The 13,451-nt window shown below is 70.7% G+C and carries 11 protein-coding genes; 4 read left to right on the top strand and 7 right to left on the bottom strand.

Annotated elements, in window-relative coordinates; translation table 11 throughout:
• The first annotated feature begins 128 nt into the window (after positions 1 to 128).
• The 3 genes from WMF29_RS40270 to WMF29_RS40280 all read left to right on the top strand — a co-directional run bounded on the left by WMF29_RS40270 (position 129) and on the right by WMF29_RS40280 (position 3,209).
• Positions 129 to 1,067, top strand: a complete 939-nt coding sequence (locus WMF29_RS40270) for an FKBP-type peptidyl-prolyl cis-trans isomerase (protein ID WP_437325388.1) — start codon at positions 129 to 131, stop codon at positions 1,065 to 1,067.
• Between the two features lie 65 nt (positions 1,068 to 1,132).
• Positions 1,133 to 2,362 carry an AAA family ATPase gene (locus tag WMF29_RS40275; protein ID WP_437325389.1) on the top strand — a complete coding sequence of 410 codons (1,230 nt, stop codon included), beginning with the start codon at positions 1,133 to 1,135 and terminating at the stop codon, positions 2,360 to 2,362.
• Positions 2,363 to 2,543: 181 nt separating this feature from the next.
• Complete coding sequence (locus WMF29_RS40280; protein WP_437325390.1) at positions 2,544 to 3,209, top strand: PE-PGRS family protein; 666 nt, start codon at positions 2,544 to 2,546, stop codon at positions 3,207 to 3,209.
• Between the two features lie 43 nt (positions 3,210 to 3,252).
• On the opposite strand, the gene WMF29_RS40285 is transcribed toward WMF29_RS40280, so the two are convergent.
• The 5 genes from WMF29_RS40285 to WMF29_RS40305 all read right to left on the bottom strand — a co-directional run bounded on the left by WMF29_RS40285 (position 3,253) and on the right by WMF29_RS40305 (position 10,644).
• Entirely contained in the window at positions 3,253 to 3,903 is a 651-nt protein-coding gene (locus WMF29_RS40285; RefSeq protein WP_272102496.1) for a hypothetical protein, read from the bottom strand.
• Between the two features lie 133 nt (positions 3,904 to 4,036).
• A complete protein-coding gene (locus tag WMF29_RS40290; protein WP_437325391.1) occupies positions 4,037 to 5,776 on the bottom strand; it encodes an ABC transporter substrate-binding protein in 1,740 nt (579 codons plus the stop codon).
• A 325-nt stretch (positions 5,777 to 6,101) separates the two neighbouring features.
• Positions 6,102 to 7,907 carry an acyl-CoA mutase large subunit family protein gene (locus tag WMF29_RS40295; protein WP_437325392.1) on the bottom strand — a complete coding sequence of 602 codons (1,806 nt, stop codon included), beginning with the start codon at positions 7,905 to 7,907 and terminating at the stop codon, positions 6,102 to 6,104.
• Positions 7,908 to 7,979: 72 nt separating this feature from the next.
• Positions 7,980 to 8,486, bottom strand: a complete 507-nt coding sequence (locus WMF29_RS40300) for a hypothetical protein (protein ID WP_437325393.1) — start codon at positions 8,484 to 8,486, stop codon at positions 7,980 to 7,982.
• Between the two features lie 82 nt (positions 8,487 to 8,568).
• Positions 8,569 to 10,644, bottom strand: coding sequence for an OmpA family protein (locus tag WMF29_RS40305; protein ID WP_437325394.1), 2,076 nt, complete (start codon positions 10,642 to 10,644; stop codon positions 8,569 to 8,571).
• A gap of 430 nt (positions 10,645 to 11,074) precedes the next feature.
• On the opposite strand from WMF29_RS40305, the gene WMF29_RS40310 reads away from it, so the two are divergent.
• A complete protein-coding gene (locus WMF29_RS40310; protein WP_437325395.1) occupies positions 11,075 to 11,836 on the top strand; it encodes a DUF4215 domain-containing protein in 762 nt (253 codons plus the stop codon).
• A gap of 44 nt (positions 11,837 to 11,880) precedes the next feature.
• Here the strand turns inward: WMF29_RS40310 and WMF29_RS40315 are convergent, their stop codons facing one another.
• Together WMF29_RS40315 and WMF29_RS40320 are read right to left on the bottom strand one after the other, a co-directional pair.
• On the bottom strand, positions 11,881 to 12,138 hold the full coding sequence (locus tag WMF29_RS40315; RefSeq protein WP_437325396.1) for a BolA/IbaG family iron-sulfur metabolism protein: 258 nt from the start codon (positions 12,136 to 12,138) through the stop codon (positions 11,881 to 11,883).
• Positions 12,139 to 12,262: 124 nt separating this feature from the next.
• Positions 12,263 to 13,444, bottom strand: a complete 1,182-nt coding sequence (locus WMF29_RS40320) for a thiolase family protein (RefSeq protein WP_437325397.1) — start codon at positions 13,442 to 13,444, stop codon at positions 12,263 to 12,265.
• Positions 13,445 to 13,451: the final 7 nt, after the last annotated feature.

The following is a 13,451-nucleotide window of genomic DNA, read 5'->3' on the forward strand; positions in this document are numbered from 1 at the left end:
CCGCGGAATGGAGGCCCGACGGACGGCCGGCCGCCGACGTCCCCTGTCGGATCCAGAGCCGTCGGAACCGCGGCGTGCACCTCACAAAAATACCGGCCCTCGACGGCAGACGAGCTATGAAGCCGCGCATGAAGCGCTTTTCCCTCGTCCTCGTTGCGATGCTCGCCGTCCCCCTCACCGCGTGCGACCAGAAGCCCGCCTCACAGGCGACCGCCGACGCGCCGGTGAGCGTCTCGGTCAACCAGGCCCCGCCGCCGCCGCCCACCCCCGAGCCCCCCGCCGCGCCGCAGCAGCCCGAAGAGCCCGCCGGCCTGCCCGCGCCGCCGGACGTCGCGGCGCCGCCCGCCGACGCGCAGAAGACCGCATCGGGCCTCGCGTTCAAGGTGCTGGCGCCGAGCAAGGAGAAGGCGCATCCCGGCCCGGACGACAAGGTGACGGTCCACTACACGGGGTGGACCACGGACGGGAAGATGTTCGACAGCTCCATCGTCCGCAACGAGCCGGCCACCTTCCCGGTGGGCGGCGTGATCAAGGGGTGGACGGAAGCGCTCCAGCTCATGAGCAAGGGCGAGAAGCGCCGCCTCTGGATCCCTGGGGACCTCGCCTATGGCGACAAGCCGACCCGCCCGGGCGCCCCGGCCGGAATGCTGGTGTTCGACGTCGAGCTGCTCGACTTCGCCCCCGCGCCGAAGCCGCCGCCCGCGCCGAAGGACGTGAAGGCGGCGCCGAAGACCGCCACGAAGACCGCCTCCGGGCTCGCCTACCAGGTCCTGCAGAAGGGCACGGGCACCGAGCACCCGAAGCCGACGAGCCGCGCCACCGTCCACTACACGGGCTGGACGACCGACGGGAAGATGTTCGACAGCTCGATCGTCCGCGACGAACCGGCCACCTTCCCGGTGGGTGGCGTGATCAAGGGGTGGACCGAGGGCTTACAGCTGATGGTGAAAGGCGAGAAGGCGCGATTCTGGATACCGGCCGACCTCGCTTACGGCGACAAGCCCACACGCCCCGGCGCGCCCGCCGGCATGCTGGTATTCGACGTCGAGCTGATCGACTTTCGCTGAGCCGTCGGCCGGCGCTTTACAACCGGCCGACTGCCTGGTCACATGATCGCTGCGAGCGGCCAGGCATGCTGACATCCATCCGACTCAGGAACTTCAAGAGCTTCGCCGATCAAACGGTGGAGCTGGCCCCCTTCACGCTGCTGCTCGGGGCCAACGGCTCCGGGAAGAGCAACTTCCTCGACGCCCTGCGTTTCCTGCAGGGCGTCGGGCTGGATCTACCCCTGTGCGACATCTTCCGCGGCCGCGTCGACGGCAAGCGCGAGGTGTGGCCGGGCCTGCGCGGCGGCACGCACGGGGCCACGCACAGGGGCGCCAAATCGTTCACCATCGAGAGCCGATGGGCGATCGGGAAGGAGGAGCTCACACACAAGATCACGTGTCAGGTCGAGCCTGACGTGATCGTGGAGCACGAGTCGCTCGAGGCGAAGTCGGCCGGGGGCACGCTCTTCGACACGCCGGCGTCGGCGCTGAAGGGGCTGGAGGGGTTCGCCTCGGGCGGAGCGATGAAGGCGGCGTCGAAGAAGGGCCGCTCGATGCGGATCGCGTCGATGGATCGCAACCCCGCGCGGCGCAGCCTGCTCGGCCAGATAGAGCACCACCGCGGGCGCGGCGACGACGTGAGCCTCGCGGACGTCATCGCGCTCTGCAACGCGCTCCAGGTCGCGATGCGGAGCACGCTGTCGCTCGACATCGATCCTTCGCGGATGAGGGGTTACGTGCCGCACGAGATAGAGAACCTCGGCGCCGGCGGGCAGAACCTCTCCGCCGTGCTCCGCTGGCTCTGCCAGGAGGCCGAGCACAAGGCCGATGTGCTCGGCTGGGTGCGCTCGATCTTCGCGCCCGAGATAGAAGATATCGAGTTCGCGGAGACGGGCCTCGGCGACGTCATGATGGTGCTCGTCGAGAAGGGCGGCGCCCGCGTCCCGGCGCCGAGCCTCCCGGACGGCGCGCTGCGCGCGCTCGGCAAGATCGCCGGCGTGCTCACCGCGCCGGAGGGCTCGCTCCTCCTCGTGGAGGACCCGGACGCCGGCATGCACCCCGAGCGCGCCGGCCTGCTCGCGCAGCTCTTCGAGGGGGCGGCGCGGCCCTCCGTCTGCCAGATCGTGGCGACGACGCACTCGCCAGCGCTGCTCCGGGGGGTGTCGAAGCAGGGCCTCAGCCGCGCGATCGCGTTCCAGCGCGACCCCGAGACCTCCGCCACGACGACGCGCCGCCTCGCCGACCTCCCGCGCTTCGAGGACATGGCCGAGCGCGACCCGGGAGAGCTGCTCTCCTCGAAGGCGCTCTCCGCGTAGACGCGACGAACCAAGCCCCGTACAGCTCTATCATTGCATTGCAGTGTCGCGAGCTCGCGATAACGATAAGCATTTTCATTTTCTGAAATGCGTTGTGGATGGTAACGATGCCATCTAGGGTCCTCCGCGAGTTGACGGCGCGGCGCTCGCCGCGCGAACACAGCGTCAAAGAGGTCCTCACATGCTTTCCCAGAAAACTGCACTTCAACTGGTCCTCTGTCTGACCATCGGGTTCTCGGCGGCTGCCTGCTCTGACGACGGTGGCGAGACGGGCAACAGCACAAGCACCTCGAGCAGCAGCTCGACCAGCGGCTCGACCAGCAGCAGCTCGGGCCAGGGCGGCGGCACCGGCGGGACCGACGGACAGGGCGGCGCCGGCGGCGCGGATGTCGGCACGGGCGGCCAGGGCGGCGGCACCGGCGGCGCGGATGTCGGCACGGGCGGCCAGGGCGGCGGCACCGGCGGCGCTGGCACCGGCGGCGAAGGCGGCTCCGCCACCCCCGGCGATCCCGCGTGCGGCGCGGACACCGCGACCTTCGCCGATGTGCGGCCGATCCTGCAGACGAACTGCGCGGGGTGCCACGGCAATAACGGCCCTGCGTCCGGCGGCCTCGATCTCCGCGCGAACGCGGCCCACGACGGGCTCGTCGAGCACGACAGCGCGACCTGCGCCGGCAGGGTGCTCGTCGTGCCGGGCAAGCCGAGCGAGAGCTACATCATCAACCTGCTGAACGGCAAGGACCTCTGCGCCGACGGCAAGCGCATGCCCCCGCCCCCGAACCAGGCCCTGTCCGCGGCCAATATCAAGAAGATCAACGACTGGATCTGCGCCGGCGCTCCCGAGTGAGCCGCTCTGCCCAGCTCAGCGCATCTCCCGACAGCGCAGGCTCTCAGTAGACCTTGCAGCGCGCGCCGCCCGCGGCGCGCGCATACGGGATCTTCGCGCTTCTCCCCTTCACGTAGATCGCCCCGCCCGGAGCGGGCCTCGGGATCACGGCGCCTGTCGCGAGCGGCCGCCCGGTGGGCAGCTCCTCGACCTCGATGACGATATCGTTCCCTTCCTGATCGACCGCCGAGATCGAGGGCCGCCGGCTCTCCTCGTCGGCGGCGCCGCCCGGGCAGGGCACCCCGCGCGCGCTCAGGGCGATGGCCAGCGTATTTGCCGAGGTCTCCGGCGCGCCGGCCGCCCACTGGAACCTGGGGTCGCGCGCCTCCCCCACCTCCACGGCCAGGCAGCTGCAGCGCTCCTTGCGCGACTCGGCGCGCGCGAGCGAGAGATCGTGCCGCACGCCCACCCACGACGAGGGCGCCCGCTCCTCGGGCGTGGACGGGGCGCCGCCGAAATCGTCGGGCTCGCCGAAAGCCCTGCGCGGCGCCTTCTTCTTCGCGCCCGCCTGATCCTCCGGCGCGGCGGGATCGACGGCGTTGCCTTCCCAGAACGCCGCGGCGCCCGCGTGCTGGTTGCCGCCGCAGGCGGCGAGGAGGAAGACTCCGGAGAGGAGCGCAGCGAAGCGTGCAATCTGGACGCCCGAGGGGAGCATGCAGTGCGATCTTCGCACCGGCGCCGCCGGCGGCCAAGGTTTGTGCTGAGTCGGAGGGAGAAGAGAGAGAAGCGCTGCTAGGCGGGGACACACACGCTGCGCGCCGGAAGCCCGGCGCGCAGCGCAGGAGCCTTCACTTCGGCTTGATCTCGGTCAGGACGAGCAGGTAGTCCGGCGAGTTGTTCGGCGACAGCTTCGCGTACGGGTTCTCCTTGCTGGGCCACCCGACGAAGCGCTTCGTGCTGTACTCGCCCCAGGACGGGTTCTTGAACAGCGGGATGACCGGCACCTGCTGGGCGTAGATCATCTGGAGATCGTCGACGATGGCCTTCTGCTCCGCCGGATCCGTCGCGGCCGCGAACTTCTTGAACAGCGGCTCGGCCTCCTTGGCGGCGAAGCGGTGCCAGTTGCGGTTCGAGACCTCGTTGACGGGCTTCACGAACTCCGGGGCCATGAGATCGCGGTAGTAGTTGAACGGCGTGGGCTCGGTGTTGGTCCAGCCCATCGACATGTCGAACGTGCCCTTCTGGAGCGCCTCGAAGAACGCGCTGAAGTCGTAGGTCTTCAGCGTGGCGTCGATGCCAACGGCCTTCAGGCTCTGCGCGGTGATCTGGACGGCGCGCACCCAGTCGGACCAGCCGGTCACGACGTTGATGTCGAACTTCAGCGGCTTGCCGTCCTTCGCGCGGATCCCGTCGGCGCCCTTGGCGTAGCCGGCCTCGTCGAGGAGGGCGTTCGCCTTGGCCACGTCGAAGGTCGTCCAGTCGCCGGCCGCGGCAGCCTTGTCGCTGCGCCAGCGCCCGTAGGCGTCGTCGAGCCCGGTCCCGTCCGCGCCGACCGTGTAGCCGTTGACCGCGACCTTCGCGATCTGGGCGCGGTCGATGGCCATGCTGATGGCCTTGCGCAGCTTGATGTCGTCGAACGGCTTCTTCGTGGCGTTCGGGTAGAGCGTCACGGTGCCGCCGACGAGCGGGAACCAGTAGTGGTTGTTCTCCGGGTCCTTGGCGACGTAGGTCTTGTCGATGTCGGGCACGAAGTTGCCGGCCCAGTCGACCTCGCCGTTGATGAGCGCCAGGTTCGCCTGGTCGTTGCCCGGGTACGCCGGGAAGCGGAGCCCCTCGACCGCCGGCTTGCCCTTCTGCCAGTAGTTCGGGTTCTTGCCGAGCTCGTAGATCTGGTTCTGGAAGGTCTTCACCTCGGTGAAGGGGCCCGTCGCGACCGGGTTCTCGTTCGTGAACGTGACCGGGTCGGCGACGTCCTTCCACTTGTGCTCCGGCACGATCGGCTGATGGCCGATGTAGGTGAGGCCGGGGACGAACGCCTCCTTGAAGACGAACTCGACCGAGGTGTCGCTCTTGGCCTCGACCGATTCGATGAGCTTCCACACGCCCGTGAGATCGAGCGCCGGGAACTTCTTGAGGAGGCCGAACGTGAACGCGACGTCCTTCGCCGAGAAGGGTTGTCCGTCAGACCACTTGACTTCGGAGCGGGTCGTGAAGGTGAGCTTCTTGTTCGAGTCGCTCCACTCGTACTTCGTGGCGAGCCACGGGACGTACTCGCCCTTCATCGTGTTGTACACGATCATGGGCTCGTAGATGCCCGCGACGGTGGGGAAGCGCGTGGCCCCCTCGCCGAGCAGGGGGTTGAAGTTACGAACCCAGGACGCCTGCTGCTCCCTGGAGATGGTGACGAACTTCGCGCCGCCCTTCGCATCGCCCTTCGCGCCCGCAGCGCCGGCAGCGGGCCCGGCCGAGCCCGCGGGCCCCGCGGCACCGGACTCGGGCCCCTTGTTGTCGCAGGCCGCCGTGGCGCCGACAGATAGGACGAGCGCCGAAAGGGCAAAAATGCGGCGCGACATGGATCGACTCTTCATAAGCTTGCTCCCTACGCGGCGACCTCGGTCGCCCACGACGATCCTCTTTCTCGACCGACAGCTCGCAGCGCCGCAGCGCAGCGACAACAGCAGACCGTACGGCGGCGCCACGGATGAGCCGCGACTGCGGCAACCTGACGCCGGCGCACTCTACCGGCCGACGTAGAGAAGTGTCAACCTGACGAATCGAGGGATTCCCCGGCCCCCGCGCCGCCCGCGACCTGATCGGATGCGCACGCCGGGGCCCGCGGCGCACCGCAGCAAGCGGCGCGCGCTCCTTCCTGTGCGCTCCTACCCGAGCGATCCCGCACGTTCCCGCGCGCGCTCAGAACTCGGCCGGATCGCTGTAGGTCCCCAGGACGTCGCGCAGCACGTCGCAGATCTCCTGCTCGGTCGCGTAGGCGCTGGCCGCCGCGATGAGGGGCGGCATCAGGTTATCGGGGCCCCGCGCGGCGCTCCGCACGTCGGCCAGGGCGCTCCGCACCCGGTCCTGGTCGCGTTGGGCCTTGACCCGGGCCAGGTTCTCGCACTGCACGCGCTGCACCTCCTCGTCGATGCGGAGGAGGGGGATCGTCTTCTCGCCCGCCGCGGCGTAGCGGTTGACCCCCACCATGATCCGCTCGTTCGATTCCAGCTCTCGTTGAAATCTGTAGGCCGAGGCGGCGATCTCGCGCTGCGGATACCCCTTCTCGATGGCGGCCACCATCCCGCCCATCTCGTCGATCCGCTGGATGTAAGCGAGGGCCTCCTTCTCCAGGCGGTCTGTGAGCCACTCCACGTAGTAGCTGCCGCCGAGCGGATCGATGGTGTTCGCGACCCCGCTCTCGTGGGCGATGATCTGCTGGGTCCGGAGGGCGATGGTCACGCTCTCCTCGGTCGGGAGCGCGTACGTCTCGTCGAGCGAGTTCGTGTGGAGCGACTGGGTGCCGCCGAGCACGGCGGCGAGCGCCTGGAGCGAGACGCGGACCACGTTGTTGTACGGCTGCTGCGCAGTCAGCGACACGCCTGCTGTCTGCGCGTGCGTCCGCAGCTTCATGCTCTCGGCCTTCTTCGCCCCGTACCGCACCTTGAGGAACCGCGCCCACATGCGGCGCGCGGCGCGGAACTTGGCGATCTCCTCGAAGAAGTCGCTGTGGACGTCGAAGAAGAACGACAGGCGCGGCGCGAAGGCGTCCACGTCGAGGCCGCGCGCGACGCAGCTCTCGACGTAGGCGAGCCCGTCCGCGAGCGTGAACGCGAGCTCCTGCGCGGCGGTCGAGCCCGCCTCCCGGATGTGGTATCCGCTGATCGACACCGAGTTCCACCGCGGCACCTCGCGCGCGCAGAACTCGATCATGTCGGTCACGATGCGCATCGCCGGGCGCGGGGGGACGAGCCAGGCGTGCTGAGCGATGAACTCCTTGAGGCAGTCGTTCTGCACGGTCCCGCCGATGCGGCTCCGCGGGATCCCGCGCTTGTCGGCGAGCGCGATATAGAACGCGAGCAGCACGGCGGCGGGGCCGTTGATGGTCATCGACGTCGTCACCTGGTCGAGCGGGATGCCGTCGAAGAGCACCTCCATGTCGCGGAGCGTGTCGACCGCGACACCGCACATCCCCACCTCGCCGAGCGACCGCGGAGAGTCGGAGTCGTAGCCCATGAGGGTCGGGAAATCGAAGGCGGTCGACAGGCCCGTCTGGCCCTCTGCGAGCAGGTATTTGAACCGCGCGTTCGTCTGCTCCGGCGTGCCGAAGCCCGCGAACATCCGCATCGTCCAGAGCCTGCCGCGGTACATCGTCGGCTGGACGCCCCGCGTGAACGGGTACTCCCCGGGCAGCCCTAGATCCGCCGCGTGGTCGACCGGCGCGTCGGCCGGGGTCGCGAGGTCGGGCACGTCGATGCCGCTCCACGTCGTGAACCGCTCGCTCCTCGGCGGGAAGCGCGCCGACGCCTCGGCGACCGGGCCCGCGCGCCACGCGGCCACCGCGCGCCGGAGCGCCGCGAGCCCTGCCTCGTCGAGCCCGAGCCCCTCTCCGCCCCCGCCGTTCGTGGAGCGGAGCGCGTCGCCGCCGCGCTCGCCGGCGTTTTCCGGGGACCCGACCGCGCGATCCGCCGCCGTCTCCGGAGGGGGTGTGAGCTCTCGAGGCGCCATGGCCGGCATTTTAGCGCGGCGGGCGCGCGATGGCGCCGACCAACGCGCTGGCGAACGCGCCGGTGCGGCGCATCACGGGCAGTCCGCGTGGAACACCGCGGAGGCGACCGGCGTCGCCCCGTCCTCCAGCGAGTCCTCGATCGCGCCCGTGATGCGGATCCCCTCCGCGGCGCAGAGCGCCGCCGCGGCGTCGGCCGGGAGCGTCCCGCCCTGAGCGCCGGTATCGACGGTGAACGCCACGGTGACATCGCTGTCCGGAGCGACCTCGACCGGAAGCGCCGCCGTGGTCTCGGCGGGGAGCGGCTCGACGATCGAGGTCTTCTGATCGGCGCTCGTGATCGCGAAGGTGCGCACCGCGACGCGGCTGGGCCCGCTGGCCCGCGCGCTCAGGTGGAGCTCCAGCGCGAAGCTCGCGGTCAGGCCGGTCCCCAGCGCGCTCGAGGAGACGGTCGCCTCGGGCGCCGCGATGGACGGCTCGACGAACACGGCAGCGTCGGTGTTGATGCAGCCGCTCGCCGTCATGGCGAGCGCCGCGGCGGCGAGCGTGGTGGCGGCGGAGCGGCTGGCTCGGGCCTTCATGGGCCCACTCTCTCCCGGCCCGACCCGTCCTGTCCAGATCGGCGGCGCCGCCCTTTCGCTCAGGGCGGCGCCGCACCTCCGCTCAGGGAGGCGGCGGGTTGACGCCCTTGGATCGGGCCAGGGCGCAGCCGAGCTCCACGTTGGTCGGCCCCTTGTCGGTCCGCACGACCTTGAACTCGACGCGCCGGTTCTTCTCCCAGGCGGCCGCGTTGTGGGCCGGATCGATCGGGCAGTACTCGCCGTAGCCCATCGAGCGGACGCTGTCCTTGTTGACGCCGCGCTGCGCGAGCGCCGCGGCGACAGCGTCCGCGCGCGCCTGGGTCAGCTTGAGGTTGTACGCGTCGGCCGAGCGCTCGTCGGCGTGCCCCTGCACCTCGATCATCGTGAACTCCGGGTGGTGCTTCAGCGTCTCGGCCACCGCCTGCACGATGCCGAACGACTCCGGGAGGATCTCGGCGCTGCCGGTCGCGAACTGGATCTTCTCGAGGATGACGATGTTGTTCTCCTCGATCACGACGCTGCCCTTGTCCGGGCAGCCGTCCTCGTCCTCGAGGCCGTTGAACGTCTCCGGATCGTTCGGGCACTTGTCGACAACGTCCGGGATGCCGTCCCTGTCGTTGTCGGGCTCCGGGCACCCGTCCTCGTCCTCGAAGTCGTCCTTGTCCTCGGGGTCGTTCGGGCACTGGTCGGACTTGTCCGGGATGCCGTCCTTGTCGTTGTCCGGATCCGGGCAGCCGTCCTTGTCCTGGAAGCCGTCGCGGTCCTCCGGGTCGTCCGGGCACTTGTCGCGCGAGTCGAGGATGCCGTCGCCGTCGCGATCGCCGTCGCTCCCCTCCGGGCAGCCGTCGTCGTCCTCGTCGCCGTCGCGGTCCTCCGGGTTGTTCGGGCAGCGGTCGTCGACATCGAGGATGCCGTCCTCGTCGTTGTCCGGATCCGGGCAGCCGTACTTCCCGGGGGGCGAGTCCGCCTTCGTGTCCTGGAAGCCGTCGTAGTCCTCGGGCTCGTCGGGGCAGTCGTCCTGATCGTCCTTGATGCCGTCGCCGTCCCGATCGCCGATCGACGGCTCGAAGACGAACCCGATGGTCCCGCGCTGCGCCGCGGCCTGGAACCCGGGCGTGTACCCGACCCCGAAGCCGAGCATGAGGAAGCTGTTCCGCTCGATGAAGAGCTTGATGCCCCCCATCGCCTCGGCCGACAGCTTCTGCTCGGCGCTGTCGCCGCCGCCGACCTGCTGGGTCAGGTAGGTCTCGACCACGAGGTCGAGCGGCGTGAGGACGCGGTAGCTCATGCCGGCCCCGGCGGTGATCAGGTCGGAGTACTCGAGGTCCCCGTGCTTGAGCTGGAAGGTCGTGCCGTCCTGGCGCAGGCCGAACACGGGGTTCTTCCCGGCGTGGCCGCGGTAGCCGACGTTCGCCGCGATCCGGAACGGGTTGGTCGTGCCGAGCCGCTTCTCCAGCACGAGCTGCGGCCAGAAGAAGAACCCCGGATCCGACGCGAAGTCCTGGGTCCCGCCGACCCCGATCCCGGCCTGGGCGATCACCGCGAGCCCGATCACGTCCTGATCGGGGCGGAGGATGCGCGCCTTCGCGTGGATCGCCAGGTTGCCGAGCGCCTGCGCGTCGAGCGAGTCGTCGTTGTAGTTGGCGCCGCCGCCCGGGCCGATGTCGTCGACCGGCTTGCCCCCGTTGAGCACCACCGGGACCGAGAGCCCGACGACCAGGAAGTTGGCGATGCCGTAATCGAACTGGAACGTCCCCTGGAACGCGTGATTGAGCATCACGTCCGTTCCGCGGTCGTTCTCGGTGAGCGGCAGGATGTTGTGCCCGTAGTCGAGCACGAGCCCCAGGCTGATGTCGTTCGCGCCGAGGATGTCTGCCCCGTTGACGGAGAAGAGCCCCTTGGAGTCGATCGCCGGCCGGAACAGGTGCAGGTCCATGCCGTCGCCGTTGGCGCCGTCTCCCGTGCGTGTCTGGGCCGCGGCGTCGCCCGCGGTGGCGGCGGTCATCGCGGCGCCGAGGACGAGGGAGAGCAGCCCGGCGCCCAGGCGGGAGGCTCGGCCGGGGCGCGCCTGGGCCGGGAGCGCCGGGAGCCGGGCGTCGTTCGCCCCAGGGGCGCCTGGGAGCGGTTCGGCGGGGAGCAACGGGGAACGAGGCGTCATGGGAGGGTCCTCGGGATCGTGTGAGGTCGCTATCGGGCCAGCGCGTGGGGCGCCCGGCGCCACGTACCATCGCGCGAATTCCGGTGTCAAACAGACGGCGCGGCGAGCTCGCGGCGCGAGCGACGGCGGCGCCCCGCCGGACCTGCCACACGCCCGGCGCCGGGCGACTCGCCCGGGAGCGGCGCGCGCCCGCCGCGCCCTTACGGGAGGCCCGTGATTCGCCGGGAATCATGAGTTGATGCGCGTCGATGCGCGTCGATGCGCGCTGACGTGCTGCGCGGCCGAACGCCGGGACGTCCGGGTAGGGCGAAGTTGTCCGGACGATCGGAGCGGAGTATTCCGTGGAAGGTTGGGCAACAGGTGCTCGGCGCGCGCTCGGGGGTCGAGGGGAGGCCCCCGTCGCCCGCGGACCTCGCTCGTGGAGGAACAGATGTTGTTAACGAGGTGGACTGGGGCGGCCGCGGTGATCGCGGCCACGGCGCTGCTCGCGTGCGAACGGGAAGGTGCGAGCGACGGCGACGGCGGGGGCGGCGGGTCCGGATCGAGCACGAACGGGTCGAGCGCCGTGTCGAGCACGACGACGGCGGGCTCCGGCGGGGTTTCGGGCGCGGGTGGCGCAGGCGACGGCGGCGACGGCGGCGAGGGCGGCGGCGGCGCCGGGGGCGACGGGGGCGACGGGGGCGGCGAGTGCGGCGACGGCGCGGTGGGCGGCGCGGAGGCCTGCGACGACGGCGGCACCGCGGCAGGAGACGGCTGCGACGCGGGCTGCGCCGTCGAGCCCGGCTACACCTGCGCCGGCGCGCCGAGCAGCTGCTCGACGATGTGCGGCGACCGCCTGGTGCGCGGCGCCGAGGCCTGCGACGACGGCAACGTCCGGAACGAGGACGGCTGCAACGCGGTCTGCGTGATCGAGGCGGGCTACGAGTGCAACGGCGAGCCCAGCGCCTGCGGCCCGCTCTGCGGCGACGGCCTGCTCATCGGCAACGAGGGCTGCGACGACGGCAACACCGTCGACGGCGACGGCTGCAGCCCCGATTGCGACGTCGATCACGGCTACCTCTGCACCGGCGAGCCAAGCGCCTGCGCCCCCGTCTGCGGTGACAACGTCGAGGCGGGCCCGGAGGAGTGCGACGACGGCAACACCGCCAACGGCGACGGCTGCAGCAGCACGTGCCACGTCGAGGGCGACTGACGTCACGCCCCTGCTGATTCGCCGAGCGGGTGCGCCCCGCTCGCTCAGGGGGTTTTGGTCTTGAGGCTGTCGATCGCGTGGACGGGCGCCTGGTCGCCGGCCATCAGGTGGGCGATCGCCCCGTAGACCAGCCGCTGGCTCTCCAGCATGCTCTTGCCGGCGAACACCGGCGACGTCACGACCAGGTTGAAGTGGCCCCCGCCGCCGGTCACCTCGGCGGTGGAGCTCTCGATCTTCGCTTCGATGGCCTGCTTCAGGGCCTCGGGGATCGACCCCTGAAAGGTCGTCAGGTGGCTCGGCATGGGCGATCTATAGGCCATCGCCCCGCCGCGGGAAAGCCGGAGCGCTGGGCTCGGGCCGCGGCGGGGCGCGCTGTCGACGGGATCGACGCGACGGGAGGGGAGAGGCGGGATCGGCGCTGTGGGATCAGGCGCGCGCGGCCGCGCCGGCCAGCTCGATCAGGCCGGCCGCGCCCATGCCGCCGCCGATGCACATCGTCACGACGGCGTACCGGCCGCCGCGCCGGCGCAGCTCGTAGAGCGCGGTCGCGGTGAGCTTCGCGCCGGTGCACCCGAGCGGGTGGCCGAGCGCGATCGCGCCGCCGTTCACGTTGAGCTTCTCCTCGGGGATCTCGAGCGTCCGCTGCACGTAGACGGCCTGCGAGGCGAACGCCTCGTTGACCTCGAAGAGGTCGATGTCGGCCATCTTCAGCCCCGTCCTCGCGAGCAGCTTGCGCACCGCGGGCACCGGGCCGATGCCCATGATGGCGGGGTCGACGCCGACGGTCACGAACGCCCGGAAGTACCCGAGCGGCTTCACGCCGAGCGCGTCCGCCTTCGCCTTGCTCATCACGAGCGCCGCGGCGGCGCCGTCCGACAGCGGCGAGCTGTTGCCCGGCGTGACGCTCCCCTTCGCCGAGAACGCCGGCTTCAGCCCCGCGAGCGCCTCCGCCGTCGTCTCCTTGCGGATCAGCTCATCGGTGCGGAAGTCGAAGGTCGCGCGCTTGCCGTTCTCGAAGCGCACCCCCTTCACGGTGACGATCTCGTCCTCGAAGCGCCCGGCCGCGCGCGCCGCCGCCGCCTTCTGGTGGCTCTTCAGCGCGAACGCGTCCTGGTCGGCGCGGCTCACCTGGAAGCGGTTCGCCACGTTCTCCGCGGTGATGCCCATCGGCGTGTACACCGTCGGACACCGCTCCATCGCCTCCGGCGACGCGCTCAGCTTGTTGCCGGTCATCGGCACCATCGTCATCGACTCGACGCCGCCGGCGACGGCGATGTCGAGCGATCCCATCGCGATGCTGCCCGCGGCGCTCGCGATCGCCTGGAGCCCGCTCGAGCAGAAGCGGTTGATGGTGATCGCGGACCCTTCCTGCGCCATCCCGCCGAGGAGCGAGACGACGCGCGCGACGTTGAGCCCCTGCTCGCCTTCCGGCATGGCGCAGCCGAGGACGAGGTCCTCGACGTCCTCCGGCTTCACCTGGGGGACGCGCTGGAACAGCGCGGCGACGACCTCGCCGGCGAGCTCGTCGGGGCGCTTCAGCGCGAGCGACCCTTTGTGGGCCCGGCCAACGGCCGAGCGGACGGCCTCTGCAATTACGACGTCGACCATGGCGTTC

The sequence above is a fragment of the Sorangium sp. So ce381 genome, assembly GCF_051473845.1.
Lineage (GTDB): Bacteria > Myxococcota_A > Polyangia > Polyangiales > Polyangiaceae > Sorangium > Sorangium atrum.